The sequence below is a fragment of the Serratia sp. T13T92 genome (assembly GCF_047530105.1).
Classification (GTDB): Bacteria; Pseudomonadota; Gammaproteobacteria; order Enterobacterales; family Enterobacteriaceae; genus Chania; species Chania fonticola.
The window spans coordinates 1-15,976 of the sequence record NZ_JBLJAK010000066.1; the positions used below are offsets into that span (position 1 = coordinate 1).

Below are 15,976 nucleotides of genomic sequence, written 5' to 3' on the forward strand. Positions count from 1 at the left end.
AGTCGATACCAAGAGTCGATACTTTCATTTGGACGCTCCTGCTGTTGAGGTTAGACACTCAAATTGTGGCACATTGCGATGCCGTGGTAGGAGCGTCCATCTCATTATCCCTGCGCTCAACGGTCGGCTAACCTGCATGATCCCCACCTGCTACAAGCTTCGGCGTAGCGGTAAAAAGTGAGTTCTGAGTTGTGCTCAGTTGCAGGTGTTAGTTTGTTACAGGACTGATGTAGATAACGTAGTTGAGGATGTGGCACGTTCTTTCCCCTCACCCCAACCCTCTCCCAGAGGGCGAGGGGGCTGTTCGGCGCGCGTGGTTGGTTCGTGCTGCTTCGGGAAGTAGGGAATAAAGACATTACACAGAATAATCAGCGAGTCCTTTCATCCAAGGTGCATCATCGTATTTTCAGGTTAGCTCGATCGGACTCATATCCCACAGGGCGAGGAGGCTGTTCGGAGCGCTTGGTTGGTTCGTGCTGCTTCGGGAAGTAGGGAATAAAGACATTACATAGAATAATCAGCGAGTCCTCTTATCCTAGGTGCATCACCATATTTTCAGTCCCGCTCGATCGGTTCCCTCTCCCTGTGGGAGAGGGTTAGGGTGAGGGGTCATTTAATAACGTGAAACGCACTCGACCATCAGATCGATAAAGCCCTGGCGGTTGATATGGGTCAACACCTCGACGTTGGCCGGTTTACCGTTTTGGCCAAACTCATCCACTACCGTCATGCCCACGGTGTATTGGCCCTGGGTCTCCACACCCACCCACAGCTCACGGCTTTCAAACAGCTCCGGGGCCAGCAGCCAGGCGATGGTGCAAGGGTCGTGCATGGCGGCACCCGGCAGGCCACGCGGGTGGCTGAGATATAACGGCAGGTAGAAATCGAGCATGCTGGCTACCGCTGCCGCCACCGGATTATTAATGCTGCGGATGCGCTCGATATCCTGCGGTAACACCAATGCCTGATGGGTGACGTTCAACCCGGCCATGGTCAGCGGTACGCCGGATTGCAGCACGATTTCGGCCGCTTCCGGATCGACGTAGATATTGAATTCGGCCACCGGCGTGGTGTTGCCTGCATTCATCCCACCGCCCATAAACACGATGCGTTCAATCTTGCTTTTCAACTCTGAGTGCTGTGACAGCAGCAAGGCAATATTGGTCATCGGGCCGGTGACCACCAGCGTAATCGGCTCTGGGCTGGTACGCAGCAGATCGGCAATCAACTCGACCGCAGTTTGTTTTACAGGCTGGAAATCCGGTGCTGGCAGATGGGTGTTGCCCATACCGGTATCACCGTGCACGTAATCGGCAATCACCAGATCGCGCATCAAGGGCTTGGCGGCACCGCCAGCAACCAGGACATCTTGCCGTTGCATTAGCGTCAGCAGGCCAAGGGCGTTATGCAGGGTTTTTTGCGGTGTCTGGTTACCAGCGGAAGTGGTGACGGCTTTAACATCTAACGTAGGGGCGCGTAGAGCCATGGCAAGGGCAATAGCGTCATCAAGACCTGGATCACAATCGATAATAATAGGGCGGGGCATCACTTTCTCCTTCAGCGTTATCGTTATACCCGTCATCTTTCAAGCTGCAGCGTTGTTACCTGCGCTATCTCACCCCAGTCACTTACAAAAACGTAAGCTCCTGGGGATGAGATAGCTTGTCGCCTAGCTGCAACTTGAAATCTATAGGGTATTTACGTGTCGTCTTGCTAGCGGCAGCTTTAAGTTCATCGGGGTCTATGAGGATCGGGGGAAAGTGCGAAACAAACAAGCACTATTGATGCGCCCTGTGGCCAGGGCGCATCTGGTACATCAATGCAGGATTTTGGCCAGGAAGTCTTTGGCACGCTCGGACTGCGGGTTGTTGAAGAAGTCATCTTTATTGGTGTCTTCCACAATCTTCCCTTCATCCATAAAGATCACCCGGTGGGCCACCTTACGGGCAAAGCCCATTTCGTGGGTCACCACCATCATGGTCATCCCTTCCTGCGCCAGCTTGACCATCACGTCCAGCACTTCGTTGATCATTTCCGGATCGAGCGCCGAGGTGGGCTCATCAAACAGCATGGCGATCGGATCCATACACAGCGCACGGGCAATCGCCACACGCTGCTGCTGGCCACCAGAGAGCTGCCCAGGGAACTTTTCGGCATGTGCCGACAGGCCCACGCGCTCCAGCAGTTTCAGGGCTTTATCGCGTGAGGCTGCCTTGTCGCGCTTGAGGACTTTAACCTGCGCCAGCGTCAGGTTTTCAATGATCGACAGGTGAGGGAACAGTTCAAAATGCTGGAACACCATCCCCACTTTGGAGCGCAGTTGCGCCAAGTTGGTGCTCTTGTTGTTGACCTGAATGCCGTTAACCTCGATATCGCCTTTCTGGATCGGCTCGAGCCCGTTGACGGTTTTAATCAGGGTCGATTTACCTGAACCGGAAGGACCGCAGACCACCACCACTTCGCCTTTTTTGACTTCGGTGGTGCAGTCGGTCAGAACCTGAAAGTGACCGTACCACTTAGAAACATTTTTCAGGGATATCATCAAACAGTCCTTTTCTTCAAATAGCTTACCAGCGCCGAGGCGGCGAGACTGATAACAAAATAGACCAAACCGGCGAACAGGATCATTTCCACCTGCGTACCGTCACGCTCACCAATGGTTGAAGCGGTGCGGAAGAAGTCGGCCAGGCTTAGTACGTACACCAGGGAGGTATCCTGGAACAACACGATCCCCTGGGTCAGCAGCAGCGGCACCATGGCGCGGAACGCTTGCGGCAAGATCACCAGCCGCATCGATTGCCACTGGGTCATGCCCAACGCCAGCGAGGCAGAGGACTGACCGCGCGAGACGCTTTCAATACCTGCCCGGATAATTTCCGAGTAGTAGGCGGCTTCAAACAGCGAAAAGGCTACCATAGCCGAGATAAGGCGAATATCGGTTTTCGGTGATAGCCCAAGAACTTGTTGTAATAAGCTTGGAACGACCAGATAGAACCACAGCAGCACCATCACCAGCGGTACGGAGCGGAACAGGTTGACGTACAGCGCCGCAAACCAGCTGATCGGCTTGATCGGCGACAGGCGCATCACCGCCAAAACGGTGCCCCAGAGGATACCGAACACAATAGCCGTCACGGTGATTTTCAGCGTGACGACCAGCCCTTGCAGCAGATACGGGAAGCTTGGGACAATCGATCCCCAATCAAATTGGTACATTATTTACTCCCCATATGGCCAGGTAACTGCACTTTCTTCTCGACAATACGCATAAACAGCATGATGACGGCGTTGATAGCGACATAGGCGAGGGTGATGGCAGTAAAGGATTCATAGGCGTGTGCGGAGTAATCCAGCAGCTTCCCGGCCTGAGCGGCCATATCCACCAGCCCGATGGTTGAGGCAATGGCGGAGTTTTTTACCAGGTTGAGCATTTCCGAGGTCATCGGCGGCACGATCACTCGATAGGCGTTGGGCAGCAACACGTAGCGATAGGTTTGTGGCAGCGTCAGGCCCATTGCCAGCCCGGCCGCCTGCTGGCCGCGGGGCAGGGATTGGATTGCGGCACGCACCTGTTCGCAAACGCGCGCAGCGGTAAACAGCCCAAGGCACAGCATGGAAGAAACAAAGAATTGCACGTTGGGATCGAGCTCGCTCTTGAACCACATGCCGAGATCGGCTGGGAGTAGCTCCGGCATTACCAGATACCAGGTAAAGAATTGCACGATTAGCGGCACGTTACGGAACAGTTCGACGTAACAGGTACCTAGTGAGGAGAGAAAACGGTTGGGTACGGTACGCAAGATACCGAACAGTGAACCGACAAAGAAGGCAATAATCCATGCACAGACGGAGAGGGCGACCGTAACCTGAAAGCCGGACCAGATCCAGCCCAGGTAGGTGGTATTCCCAAACGGGGCCTGCTGCAGAAAGATACCCCAGTTCCAATCTATTGACATAACGAACTCCGTTAAACAGGTGCAGAACACCTTACAACTTGATGACCGTTCAATCGTGGCGCACGCCAGTCAGGCTGGCTTTTTGGTGTGCCTTGAGTCGTGTTTAGGAAAGAATGCGGGAGGGGAACGGCCCCCCGCATACCTGTCTGCCCTATTACAGTCATCTACAACAGCCAGCTTGGCTGGCTTGATCTTTTTAGATTAGTTCAATGCTTTGTCGTTCGGCTCTTTAAACAACTGCTTCATGTCGTCAGACAGGTCGAAGTTCATGTTGAGGTTTTTCGGTGGAATTGGCTGTTTGAACCAGACCTCAAACCATTTGGCAGCCTGGCCAGAGGTCTGAGCTTGAGCGATAGTTTCATCCACCAGTTTTTTGAACTGTGGATCGTCTTTACGCATCATGCAGCCATAGGCTTCTTTGGACTGCGGAGTGGCAATGATTTCCCACTGATCCGGCTGTTTGGCCTTGGCGCGTTCGCCTGCCAGCAGGGCATCATCCATCATAAACGCCACCGCACGGCCACTTTCCAGGGTGCGGAAGGAATCGCCGTGGTCTTTGGCACTGATGATGCGCATTTTCATCTGATCTTTGTCGTTCAGCTTGTTGAGCAACACTTCGGAAGTGGTGCCTGAAGTGACGACCACGGCTTTACCGGCCAGATCTTTAAAGTCTTTGATGTCGGAGCCTTTCTTGACCAGGAGACGGGTACCGACGACGAAGATGGTATCAGAGAATGCCGCCTGTTTCTGGCGCTCGAGGTTGTTGGTGGTAGAGCCACACTCAAAATCGAAGGTGCCGTTTTGCAACAATGGAATGCGGTTTTGCGAGGTGATCGGCAGCATTTTCACCTGCAGATTAGGCTCGTTCAATTTCTTCTTGATGGCATCAACGATTTGGTTGGAATAGTCCTGGGAGTAACCCACAACTTTCTGCTGATTATCGTAGTAGGAGAACGGAACTGAGGATTCACGGTGGCCAACAACAATCACGCCGTTATCTTTGATTTTCTTCAGCGTACCGGTCAGTTCTTCCGCATGGGCTACGCTACTCGCCATCCCGATCAGCAGTAACGATAACGCCAATTTGCGCATTTGCATGGTCCAACTCCTGTGCTGTTGTGATTGCCCGCACTCAGGGAGGGCGGGTTAATACGGCTGAGCTATAAAGATAGTCCTAATGCCGATTTACGATAGAAAATAACCGATTGTGAACAAGATGAAACTAAGTTGTTTCATTTTTTGCGACATCACGCGCACCAAATGAATGCAAAAAACCCCTGATGCACCACTGGGGTGCGAGACTTGCGCTGGAGTTGTGCACGGATGCGACAAGATGTCAGTTAAAGTAAATCAGCAACGTTCTACAGGGTAATTAAAGCAAGGAGCATGCCAGAAACATCAGAAGGGAAGGGGCAACAAGAAATGAAGAGGGCACGGTAAGGCACCGTGCCCAAAGAGAACTTATCTGCGGCGCCAGCTAATGAGCAGCGCGATGCCACCCAGCAGCACGGTGATGATCCACACTGGCGCAGAGCCAAGGCGGGCATACGGCGTGATGCCGGTAGTTGGTGTCACCTTCACTTCCAGCACCTTGCGGGTGAACTGTGGGATGGATGCCAACACTTCGCCGGTTGGGCCAACGACGGCGGTGATACCGTTATTGGTGCTACGCAGCAACGGCCTGCCCAGCTCCAATGAACGCATACGCGCCATCTGGAAGTGCTGCCATGGGCCGATGGAATGGCCGAACCAGGCATCGTTGGACACGGTCAGCAGGAAGTTGGTATCCGGACGGAAGTTATCGCGCACCTGCTGGCCCAGCACGATTTCATAGCAGATGGCTGCCGTTAGGTTATAACCGCGGACGCTGAGCTGTGGCTGCACATAATTACCACGGCTGAACGAGGACATCGGCAGGTCGAATAACGGAGCCAATGGGCGCAGCAGCGTTTCCAGCGGCACAAACTCACCAAATGGCACCAGGTGATGTTTGTCATAGCGATTGGCTGCCGGGTAGTTGTAAGGCTGTTCCTCGCCAAGCACGATCACGCTGTTGAAGAACTGCGTACCTTGCTGCGTAGCGCGAGCGTCCACGATACCGGTGATCAGGCTGCTGTTCTTGGCGCGCATCAGATCGTCCATCATGGTCAGGAAACCGTTCTGATTGCTCTCTACATCGGGAATGGCGGACTCCGGCCAGATGATGATCGGCACTTTGCCCATCAGCGGACGGCTCTCATCCAGATAGGTTTGCAGCGTACTGAGCAACGCCTTCGGATCCCACTTCATCGACTGCTCGATATTGCCCTGCACCATGGCGACGTTCACCGCTTTATCCGGCTGCGGCGTAAACCAGTGGATCTGGCGCAGCGGCCACGGCAGTAACAGCATGGCGATAGCAATGACCGCCGGAGTGATGCGCCGCTGATTGAGGGCAAATACCAGCAGGCCGCTGAGGGACATCAGCATCAGCGTGATCGCGTCCACGCCGAGCAATGGCGCAATGCCTTTCAGCGGACCATCGATCTGGGTATAACCAAATTGCAACCAGGGGAAACCGGTCAGCACCCAACCGCGCAGGAACTCGGTCAGTTGCCATAGAGCCGGGGCGGCAATGGCCAGCCGCCACCAAGTGGTCCGTGGCCAGATCCGCGTCAGCAAACCGGCGAACAAACCGGTATACAGCGAAAGATAGGCGGCCAGCAGCACAACCAGGAAAATATTGATGGCAAACGGCATACCGCCGAAATCGGCAATGCTGACGTAAACCCAGTTCACGCCGCTACCGAACAGCCCCATACCCCAGCAGAAACCGAGCAGGGCGGATTGTTTGGTAGTGCGGTTGAGGGTCACGGCCAACAGGCCGCACAGCGAAACAATGGCCGCAGGCCAGATATCGTAAGGGGAGAAGGCCAGCGTGCCACAGGCACCGGTCAAAAGCGCCAGCAGGGCGCGAACCCGCTGGCGATCTAGTAATGAGGCTTTAGCCATGTGTAAGTTATTCTTCCAGTTTCGGTTGCGGGGCGTCGTCCGGAATTTTGACATGAACCTGGATGATACGTCGACTGTCGGCCATCGCAACTTTAAAGAGGTAACCTTCGATTTCAATGGTTTCCCCGCGCGCTGGCAGGTGGCCGAAGGCCTGCATCACCAGGCCGCCGATGGTGTCCACCTCATCGTCGCTGAAATGGGTGCCGAAGGTGTCGTTGAAGTCTTCGATCGGCGCCAGCGCCCGCACGGTGAACATGTGGCGGCTCAGTTGGCGAACGTCACGATCTTCTTCATCGTCATATTCGTCCTCAATTTCCCCGACAATCAGCTCCAGAATATCTTCGATGGTCACCAGGCCAGAGACACCGCCGAATTCATCAATGACAATCGCCATGTGATAACGCTGGGAGCGGAACTCCTTCAGCATCCGGTCAACCCGCTTGCTTTCCGGTACCACCACGGCGGTACGCAGCACCTTGTCGATGCTGAACGGCTCGGAGTCTGCGCGCATAAACGGCAGCAGGTCCTTGGCCATCAGAATGCCTTCGATGTGATCTTTATCTTCGCTGATCACCGGGAAGCGCGAGTGGGCGGATTCGATAATCACGTCCAGGCACTCTTCCAGCGTCTGGTTACGCTTGAGCGTCACCATCTGGGAGCGTGGGATCATGATGTCGCGCACGCGCTGCTCGGCGATATCCATCACGCCTTCCAGCATGTCACGGGTATCGGGATCGATCAGGTCGTTTTGCTCGGAATCACGGATCAGCTCTACCAGATCGCCACGGTTTTTTGGTTCACCGTGGAACAGCTGGTTAAGGATAAGAGTAAAGAACCCCTTCTTGGGACTGGGGCTGTCATTGCTTTGTGAATGGTCGTCGCTCATGGCGTTTTAGTTAATATCACTCTATTGAGTTATCAAAATTAGCGACAGCCCCAATCGGGGCTGCGGGGTGCTCAGCTAACATCAGATGGGATCTTTTTCCGCGAGGTAAGGGTCTGGGTAACCCATCTCCTGCATTATCTCGGTTTCCAAAGATTCCATTTCTTCGGCTTCATCGTCTTCGATGTGGTCATACCCTAGCAGATGAAGGCTACCGTGAACAACCATATGCGCCCAGTGTGCTTCCAGCGCTTTCTGTTGTTCAACCGCTTCCTGTTCAACCACTTGACGGCAAATAATCAAATCACCCAACAGCGGCAGTTCGACTTCCGGCGGTGCCTCGAACGGGAATGATAACACGTTGGTGGGCTTGTCTTTACCACGATAGGTCAGATTCAGCTCATTGCTTTCCGCCTCATCCACCAGGCGGATGGTGACTTCGGCCTCTTCCTGAAACTGTGGTAATACCCCTTCCAGCCAGCGCTGGAAGGTGGCTTCATCCGGTAATCCTTCACTGCTGGCGCAGGCAATTTGTAAATCCAGAATAACCTGGCTCATGGTGTTTCCTGTTCGGAGGCAACCGGTGCCTCACGTCTACGTTGTTCGGCGATGGCATCTTTGCGTTTTTGTTCGGCGGCTTCCCAGGCTTCATAGGCGACCACCACACGGGCCACTACCGGGTGGCGCACCACGTCTTCGCTGTGGAAGAAGTTAAAGCTGATCTCTTCCACCTCAGACAGCACTTCCACCGCATGGCGCAGGCCGGATTTCTGATTACGTGGCAGGTCGATCTGGGTCACGTCGCCGGTGATCACCGCTTTCGAATTGAAACCGATACGCGTCAGGAACATCTTCATCTGTTCGATGGTGGTGTTCTGGCTTTCATCGAGAATGATAAAGGCGTCATTCAGCGTACGGCCACGCATGTAGGCCAGCGGCGCAACTTCGATCACGTTACGCTCGATCAGCTTTTCCACGCGCTCGAAGCCCAGCATTTCAAACAGGGCGTCATACAGCGGGCGCAGATACGGGTCGACTTTCTGGCTCAGATCTCCCGGCAGGAAGCCCAGCTTCTCGCCAGCTTCAACCGCCGGGCGGGTCAGCAGGATACGCCGGATTTCCTGGCGCTCCAGAGCATCTACCGCAGCCGCAACCGCCAGATAGGTTTTACCGGTACCCGCCGGGCCAACGCCAAAGGTGATGTCATGGGCGAAAATATTGGCGATGTATTGCGCCTGGTTAGGCGTGCGGGGTTTCACCATGCCGCGTTTGGTCTTGATGGTGACCGATTTGCCGTAATCCGGCACGCTGTCTGCCACCTGCTCCAGCACCCGGCTCTCTTTGATGGCCAGGTGGATCTGTTCCGGATCGATATCTGGGGTCACGCCACGGATCGGCGCGGTATCCACATACAGATGGCGCAGAATATCGGCGGCGGCAACCACGCACAGGTTTTTACCGACCAGCTTGAAACGGTTGTCACGGCGGTTGATTTCAATCCCCAGCCGACGTTCGAGTTGTTTGATGTTGTCATCAAACGGGCCGCACAGGCTCAACAGGCGTTGGTTATCTGCGGGCTCCAACAGGATTTCTTGTGTTGCGACGTTCAAACGATTCCTCAAGGCTCAACAGGGCCTGGTTGATGTCACGTAACGCGATTTCAGCGCGGGCATTCAGGGCAACCCCCGAACAGCTCTACCCTGAATTATTCATGGTGTACCGCACCGGCGCAAGTTTACCTCTGATCTATCTGTGCGCAGTGAAGGGAATTCAAGGGGGGAGGGCGAATACATTCGCCCTGAAATGGTAGGGGGCGCATATATCCGCCCCGTGGTTAACAGCGGAAATCAGCTCTTCTTCACAAATTCGGATTTCAGCTTCATCGGGCCAAAGCCGTCGATTTTACAATCGATGTTGTGATCGCCTTCGACCAGGCGGATGTTCTTCACCTTGGTGCCGATCTTCAACATGGAAGAACTGCCTTTGACCTTCAGATCCTTTACCACGGTCACCGCATCGCCATCGGCCAGCAGGTTACCGTTGGCATCTTTGACAATCAGGGTATCGGCATCTTCAACGGCCGCGCTGTCGCTCCACTCATGGGCGCACTCAGGGCAGATGAACAGGGCGTTATCCTGGTAGGTGTATTCGGAATTGCACTTCGGGCAGTGTGGGAGTTGCATTATTGTGTCGCCTCATAATCAAAATAAAAAAACAAAATTACCGGACAATGACTGCCCGGCAGAGAAAAAGGAAAATGCCAAGGTGGCGGGGCGATCAGGGTTGGTAGCTACCGACGCCCAGCTCATCTTCCTTACGGGTACGTGCAATCACCGCTTGAGGGGATTGATGCACGCGCAGTTCCATCTGCTGTTCGGTGCGGATCAGGGTACCGCGCAGAGAATTGGTTAACACTTCAGTAATTTCGACGTCGACGAACTGGCCGATCAAATCTGGGGTGCCTTCAAAGTTGACCGTCCGGTTGCATTCGGTGCGGCCAGAGAGTTCCATCACGCTCTTGCGTGAGGTGCCCTCGACCAGAATACGCTGCACGGTGCCCAGCATACGGCGGCTGAACTGCATCACCTGCTGGTTGATCCGTTCTTGCAGCAGATACAGACGCTGTTTTTTCTCTTCTTCGCTGACGTCGTCAACCATGTCTGCCGCCGGGGTACCGGGACGCGAAGAGTAGATAAAGCTGAAGCTGGTGTCGAAATTCACCTGGGCAATCAGATTCATGGTCTGTTCAAAGTCGGCCTGGGTTTCCCCTGGGAAACCGATAATGAAATCGGAGCTGAACTGGATATTGGGCCGAGCCTGACGCAGCTTACGAATAATCGCTTTGTATTCCAGCGCCGTGTGGGCACGTTTCATCATGGTCAGAATGCGATCTGAACCGCTTTGTACCGGCAGATGCAGGAAGCTGACCAGCTCGGGCGTATCTTCATATACCGCGATAATGTCATCGCTGAACTCAATCGGGTGGCTGGTGGTAAAGCGGATGCGATCGATCCCGTCGATGGAGGCCACCAGGCGCAGCAGTTCGGCAAATGAGCAGATGCCACCATCAAAGGTTGCGCCACGATAGGCGTTGACGTTCTGGCCCAGCAGGTTCACTTCACGTACCCCCTGGGCGGCCAGCTGAGCGACTTCAAACAGGACATCATCGCTTGGGCGGCTGACTTCCTCACCGCGGGTGTAAGGCACCACGCAGAAAGTACAGTATTTGTTGCAGCCTTCCATGATCGAGACGAAGGCGGTTGGCCCATCGGCACGGGGTTCCGGCAGGCGGTCGAACTTTTCGATTTCCGGGAAGCTGATGTCCACGATTGGGCTATGCGAGCCGCGCACGTGGTTGATCATCTCCGGCAGGCGGTGCAATGTCTGCGGGCCAAAAACGATGTCAACGCAGGGCGCGCGCTGGCGCAGATGTTCCCCTTCCTGTGAAGCAACGCAGCCGCCGACGCCAATAATCAGATCGGGGTTGTTCTTTTTCAGTTGCTTCCAACGGCCCAACAACGCGAAAACCTTTTCCTGCGCCTTCTCGCGGATCGAGCAGGTATTGAGCAGCAACACGTCCGCTTCTTCAGCGTTTTCAGTCCACTCGAAGCCGTGTGTGCTTCCCAGTAAATCTGCCATTTTCGATGAGTCGTACTCATTCATCTGGCAGCCCCAGGTTTTGATATGTAGTTTTTTCGTCATTGACTTGCCATTACTCAGTGCGGAGAGAAAGTTGCGTTACGCGCCATGCAGGAAGGCCATTGTAATCATTTGGCGCGCTGGTGACCAGCGACGTGGCAGTAGCATGCGACCTGAAGCCAGATTAAAAATCCGGTACACTGAGCCAAGATGCCTAATTAACCAAAAGTATAGCCAAAATGAACACTTCTCAAAAACGCTTTGATGCCGTGGTGGTTGGCGGTGGGATGGTAGGAGCCGCCGCCGCGCTGGGGCTGGCTCGCGCTGGGTTGTCGGTCGCTTTGTTAGAGCACGAGGCTCCCGAGACGTTCGATCCCCAAAGCCCGCCGGACCTGCGGATCTCCGCTATTGGCTGCACCTCCGTTGGCTTGTTGAAGCAGCTTGATGCCTGGCCTGCGGTGTTGCAGATGAGATCGGCACCGTATCGCAGGCTGGAAACCTGGGAATGGGAGTCCTCTCGGGTGGCGTTTGATGCGGCCACGCTGGGGCTGCCAGAGTTGGGTTTCATGGTCGAGAACCGTATTTTGCAGCTCGCTTTATGGCAGCAGTTGGCGCAGTGCGAGAATTTAACGCTGTACTGCCCTGCAAGGCTACAGGCGATGCATCGAGCCGATGACCAATGGCAGGTGACGTTAAGCTCGTCAGAGACCCTACAGACGCGTTTAGTGGTGGGTGCCGATGGTGCTCACTCACAGGTACGCAAGCTGGCGGCGATTGGCACCAGCGGTTGGCAATACCGCCAGGCGTGTATGTTGATCACCGTGGAAACCGATCAACCGCAGCAGGATGTGACCTGGCAGCAATTCCTTCCCTCTGGCCCACGCGCGTTCCTGCCGCTGTACGACCAGTGGGCAACGCTGGTGTGGTATGACAGCCCGCAGCGTATTCGCCAGTTGCAGGCGTTACCTATGGCGCAGCTCGAACAAGAGATTGCGGCAGCTTTCCCATCCCGCTTGGGGGCAGTGAAGGCTCATGCCGCCGGATCTTTCCCACTGGTGCGCTGCCACGCGCAACGCTATGTGCAATCCGGGTTGGTGCTACTCGGCGATGCCGCGCATACCATCAACCCGCTGGCCGGGCAGGGGGTGAACCTTGGCTATCGCGATGTGGATGCGTTACTGGAGATCGTAGCCGACGCCCGTGAGCAGGGAGAGGATTGGGCGAGTGAAGAAGTGCTGATGCGCTATCAGCGCCGTCGTCGCACCGATAACCTGCTGATGCAAAGCGGCATGGATCTGTTCTATACCGCCTTCAGCAATAACCTGGCTCCGCTGGGCGTGGCGCGCAATCTGGCACTGATGGTGGCGGAAAGGGCGGGCAAGCTGAAAGAGCGGGCGCTGAAGTATGCATTAGGTCTGTGATGACATGGGGCGCCGCATGTTGCGCCCATTAATCCAAACGCAGAAACTCAGAAAAGCAAAAAGCCCGCCGAAGCGAGCTTTTCTAAATTTGGCTGGGGTGCCAGGATTCGAACCTGGGTATGCTGGTATCAGAAACCAGAGCCTTACCGCTTGGCGACACCCCAATTGTAAAGCAGAAAGCATGGTGGCTACGACGGGATTTGAACCTGTGACCCCATCATTATGAGTGATGTGCTCTAACCAGCTGAGCTACGTAGCCATTTTATGTTGCTGGTTAACGGTGTTGTATGGCTGGGGTACCTGGATTCGAACCAGGGAATGCTGGTATCAAAAACCAGTGCCTTACCGCTTGGCGATACCCCAATAACACAATTAACTTTTTTTACTGCGCCCCATCCTGAAAAGATGGCTGGGGTACCTGGATTCGAACCAGGGAATGCTGGTATCAAAAACCAGTGCCTTACCGCTTGGCGATACCCCAATAGCATAATCAACTTTTTTACAGCGTTCCATCTGAAAAGATGGCTGGGGTACCTGGATTCGAACCAGGGAATGCTGGTATCAAAAACCAGTGCCTTACCGCTTGGCGATACCCCACCTGCTGTATGCGCGACTGATGAAAGAAAATGGTGCGGGAGGCGAGACTTGAACTCGCACACCTTGCGGCGCTAGAACCTAAATCTAGTGCGTCTACCAATTTCGCCACTCCCGCAAAAAAGATTGGTGGCTACGACGGGATTCGAACCTGTGACCCCATCATTATGAGTGATGTGCTCTAACCAACTGAGCTACGTAGCCATCTTTTTCGCTCAACCTTCATCGGCGTTGCGGGGCGCATTATGCGTATATGGCCGATTTGCGTCAACTAGTTTTTTCCCGAAAAAGCGACTGGGCGGCTTGTTTGTCTGGGTTGTGAACAGTATGGTGATAAAAACGGCAATTCGGAGGGTTAGCGGTTGAAAACATCCACAAAAAAGCGGGCCATCAGGCCCGCCGAAGGTAAAACGGTGACGGTTTACTTATAGGCTGATTGGTGTACGCCTACGGCACGGCCTGATGGGTCATCCATCTTTTTGAAGGATTCGTCCCATTCAATGGCTTTTGCCGATGAGCAGGCTACGGAAGGGCCGCCAGGGACACATTCCGCCGCGCTCGGCAGTGGGAACAGTTCTTCGAAAATCTCGCGGTACAGGTAGCCTTCTTTGCTGTTTGGCGTGTTGTACGGGAAGCGGAAACGTGCGGTTTCAAGCTGTTGATCGCTAACCTGCTTGGCAGCGACTTCTTTTAGCGTATCGATCCAGCTGTAACCGACACCGTCGGAGAACTGCTCTTTCTGGCGCCAGGCCACGCTAGCTGGCAGATAAGACTCGAAGCATTGGCGAAGAATGTGCTTCTCCATCTTACCGTTGCCGCACATTTTATCCTGCGGGTTGATGCGCATCGCCACGTCCAGGAAGTTTTTATCCAGGAACGGCACGCGGGCTTCTACCCCCCAGGCAGACATCGCTTTGTTGGCACGTGCGCAGTCGTACATATGCAGCGCCAGCAGTTTACGCACGGTTTCCTCGTGGAATTCTTTGGCATTTGGCGCCTTATGGAAGTACAGGTAACCACCGAACACCTCATCGGCCCCTTCGCCAGACAGCACCATCTTGATGCCCATCGCTTTAATCTTGCGCGACATCAGATACATCGGCGTGGAGGCGCGGATGGTGGTGACGTCATAAGTTTCGATGTGGTAGATCACATCGCGGATGGCATCCAGGCCTTCCTGTACCGTGAAGTGGATTTCATGGTGGACGGTGCCAAGGTGGTTAGCGACCTCTTGGGCTGCGCGCAGATCCGGGGAACCTTCCAGCCCGACGGCGAAGGAGTGCAGCTGCGGCCACCAGGCTTCACTGCGTTCATCATCTTCTACCCGGCGGGCGGCATATTTTTTGGTGATGGCAGAGATCACCGAGGAATCCAGCCCGCCGGAGAGCAGTACGCCGTAAGGCACGTCGGACATCAGGTGGCTTTTGACCGACTCTTCCAGTGCGTTGCGCAGAGCGTTGGCATCGGTGACGTTGTCTTTGACGTTGTCATAGTCGAACCAGTCGCGCTGGTAGTATTCGCGGATTTCACCGTCCTGGCTCCACAGGTAGCTGCCCGCCGGGAATTCCTTAATGCTACGGCAGACCGGCACCAGCGCCTTCATCTCAGAAGCGACATACAGGTTGCCGTGCTCATCGTGTCCCATATACAGCGGGATGATGCCGAGGTGGTCACGGCCAATCAGGTAAGCGTCTTTTTCCGTGTCGTATAGGGCAAAGGCGAACATACCTTGCAGATCGTCAAGGAAGTTCGGGCCTTTTTCCTGATACAGCGCCAGGATCACTTCGCAGTCGGAGCCAGTCTGGAATTGATAATGCTCACCCAACTGCTGACGCAGGGCTTGATGGTTATAAATTTCACCGTTAACCGCCAATACGTGGGTGTGCGCAGCGTTGTACAGCGGTTGGGCACCGTTATTCACGTCAACAATCGACAGGCGCTCGTGAACCAGAATGGCTTTATCGCTGGCGTAGACGCCGGACCAGTCTGGGCCGCGATGGCGCATCAGGCGCGACAGTTCCAACGCTCTTTTACGCAATTCAACCGGATCGGACTTCAGATCGAGCACACCGAAAATAGAACACATACAAACTCTCCTAACGACATTTTATGGCGGTGATGTGATGTACAGCGCGCCTGCCAGATCAGTAGCGGTGCGGCTTTGCTGCCTTCTGATAATGAAAATGCGTCAAAAGCTGAGGTAGATGCAAGCGATTTAACGTTACGCTGAAAAATAGTCTTGGGGTGGGGTGCTAAAATTAGCGGATATTCATTTTTTAGCGGTAAAAATTGACGAATATCTAATTTATTGCCGAATGAGGCGAGGGCGAGATAAATTTTCAGGCTTTTTGATGATCGATGTTTTCCCTCACCCCAACCCTCTCCCACAGGGCTGAGGAATCCCCAGAAAAAAATGAAAGGCACGATGAAGTGTGATCTACTGGTTGCGCTAACAAAACAGAAGAGACCTCATCGTGCCTTTACAAACAGTT

Annotated in this window: 14 protein-coding genes and 7 tRNA genes; 1 reads left to right on the forward strand and 20 read right to left on the reverse strand. The window is 54.5% G+C overall.

The annotated features are described in order from the left end of the window. Nucleotides 1–613: 613 nt before the first annotated feature. From rihA to miaB, 11 genes are all read right to left on the reverse strand, one after another. Nucleotides 614–1,546, reverse strand: a complete 933-nt coding sequence (gene rihA, locus ACMV5I_RS27735) for a pyrimidine-specific ribonucleoside hydrolase RihA (RefSeq protein ID WP_414825776.1) — start codon at nt 1,544–1,546, stop codon at nt 614–616. A gap of 270 nt (nt 1,547–1,816) precedes the next feature. Continuing rightward, on the reverse strand, nt 1,817–2,542 hold the full coding sequence (locus tag ACMV5I_RS27740; RefSeq protein WP_021179998.1) for an amino acid ABC transporter ATP-binding protein: 726 nt from the start codon (nt 2,540–2,542) through the stop codon (nt 1,817–1,819). Beyond that, complete coding sequence (gene gltK / locus ACMV5I_RS27745; protein WP_021805327.1) at nt 2,542–3,216, reverse strand: glutamate/aspartate ABC transporter permease GltK; 675 nt, start codon at nt 3,214–3,216, stop codon at nt 2,542–2,544. The genes ACMV5I_RS27740 and gltK overlap by 1 nt, the downstream gene beginning before the upstream one ends. Next, on the reverse strand, nt 3,216–3,956 hold the full coding sequence (locus tag ACMV5I_RS27750) for an amino acid ABC transporter permease (protein ID WP_024483197.1): 741 nt from the start codon (nt 3,954–3,956) through the stop codon (nt 3,216–3,218). Before ACMV5I_RS27750 ends, gltK begins: the two co-directional genes overlap by 1 nt. A gap of 201 nt (nt 3,957–4,157) precedes the next feature. Beyond that, nucleotides 4,158–5,054 carry an amino acid ABC transporter substrate-binding protein gene (locus ACMV5I_RS27755; protein ID WP_414825777.1) on the reverse strand — a complete coding sequence of 299 codons (897 nt, stop codon included), beginning with the start codon at nt 5,052–5,054 and terminating at the stop codon, nt 4,158–4,160. Between the two features lie 363 nt (nt 5,055–5,417). Then, nucleotides 5,418–6,947 carry an apolipoprotein N-acyltransferase gene (lnt, locus tag ACMV5I_RS27760; protein WP_414825778.1) on the reverse strand — a complete coding sequence of 510 codons (1,530 nt, stop codon included), beginning with the start codon at nt 6,945–6,947 and terminating at the stop codon, nt 5,418–5,420. A gap of 7 nt (nt 6,948–6,954) precedes the next feature. Continuing rightward, nucleotides 6,955–7,833, reverse strand: a complete 879-nt coding sequence (corC, locus tag ACMV5I_RS27765) for a CNNM family magnesium/cobalt transport protein CorC (protein WP_021179993.1) — start codon at nt 7,831–7,833, stop codon at nt 6,955–6,957. A gap of 81 nt (nt 7,834–7,914) precedes the next feature. After that, nucleotides 7,915–8,388 (reverse strand): rRNA maturation RNase YbeY, encoded by a 474-nt coding sequence (ybeY, locus tag ACMV5I_RS27770; RefSeq protein ID WP_024483193.1) that lies wholly within the window; start codon nt 8,386–8,388, stop codon nt 7,915–7,917. Beyond that, nucleotides 8,385–9,440: a PhoH family protein gene (locus tag ACMV5I_RS27775; RefSeq protein WP_024483192.1), complete on the reverse strand. Its 1,056-nt coding sequence runs from the start codon at nt 9,438–9,440 to the stop codon at nt 8,385–8,387. Before ACMV5I_RS27775 ends, ybeY begins: the two co-directional genes overlap by 4 nt. 237 nt (nt 9,441–9,677) lie before the next feature. Continuing rightward, nucleotides 9,678–10,013, reverse strand: coding sequence for a zinc ribbon domain-containing protein YjdM (locus tag ACMV5I_RS27780; protein WP_021179990.1), 336 nt, complete (start codon nt 10,011–10,013; stop codon nt 9,678–9,680). Nucleotides 10,014–10,107: 94 nt separating this feature from the next. Continuing rightward, nucleotides 10,108–11,532: a tRNA (N6-isopentenyl adenosine(37)-C2)-methylthiotransferase MiaB gene (miaB, locus tag ACMV5I_RS27785; protein WP_261457074.1), complete on the reverse strand. Its 1,425-nt coding sequence runs from the start codon at nt 11,530–11,532 to the stop codon at nt 10,108–10,110. Between the two features lie 176 nt (nt 11,533–11,708). On the opposite strand from miaB, the gene ubiF reads away from it, so the two are divergent. Beyond that, nucleotides 11,709–12,890 carry a 3-demethoxyubiquinol 3-hydroxylase gene (ubiF, locus tag ACMV5I_RS27790; protein ID WP_414825779.1) on the forward strand — a complete coding sequence of 394 codons (1,182 nt, stop codon included), beginning with the start codon at nt 11,709–11,711 and terminating at the stop codon, nt 12,888–12,890. Between the two features lie 89 nt (nt 12,891–12,979). Here the strand turns inward: ubiF and ACMV5I_RS27795 are convergent. The 9 genes from ACMV5I_RS27795 to ACMV5I_RS27835 all read right to left on the reverse strand — a co-directional run bounded on the left by ACMV5I_RS27795 (nt 12,980) and on the right by ACMV5I_RS27835 (nt 15,872). Further along, nucleotides 12,980–13,054, reverse strand: a tRNA-Gln gene (locus ACMV5I_RS27795). 18 nt (nt 13,055–13,072) lie between these two features. Continuing rightward, a tRNA-Met gene (locus ACMV5I_RS27800) sits at nt 13,073–13,149 on the reverse strand. Between the two features lie 29 nt (nt 13,150–13,178). After that, nucleotides 13,179–13,253, reverse strand: a tRNA-Gln gene (locus ACMV5I_RS27805). Between the two features lie 43 nt (nt 13,254–13,296). Further along, a tRNA-Gln gene (locus ACMV5I_RS27810) sits at nt 13,297–13,371 on the reverse strand. A gap of 41 nt (nt 13,372–13,412) precedes the next feature. Continuing rightward, nucleotides 13,413–13,487: transfer RNA gene (locus ACMV5I_RS27815), tRNA-Gln, on the reverse strand. A 30-nt stretch (nt 13,488–13,517) separates the two neighbouring features. Continuing rightward, nucleotides 13,518–13,602: transfer RNA gene (locus tag ACMV5I_RS27820), tRNA-Leu, on the reverse strand. 9 nt (nt 13,603–13,611) lie between these two features. Next, nucleotides 13,612–13,688 (reverse strand) — tRNA-Met (locus ACMV5I_RS27825). 217 nt (nt 13,689–13,905) lie between these two features. Further along, complete coding sequence (gene asnB, locus ACMV5I_RS27830; RefSeq protein ID WP_202726961.1) at nt 13,906–15,570, reverse strand: asparagine synthase B; 1,665 nt, start codon at nt 15,568–15,570, stop codon at nt 13,906–13,908. Then, nucleotides 15,540–15,872, reverse strand: a complete 333-nt coding sequence (locus ACMV5I_RS27835; protein ID WP_414825780.1) for a hypothetical protein — start codon at nt 15,870–15,872, stop codon at nt 15,540–15,542. The genes asnB and ACMV5I_RS27835 overlap by 31 nt, the downstream gene beginning before the upstream one ends. Between the last annotated feature and the right edge of the window lie 104 nt (nt 15,873–15,976).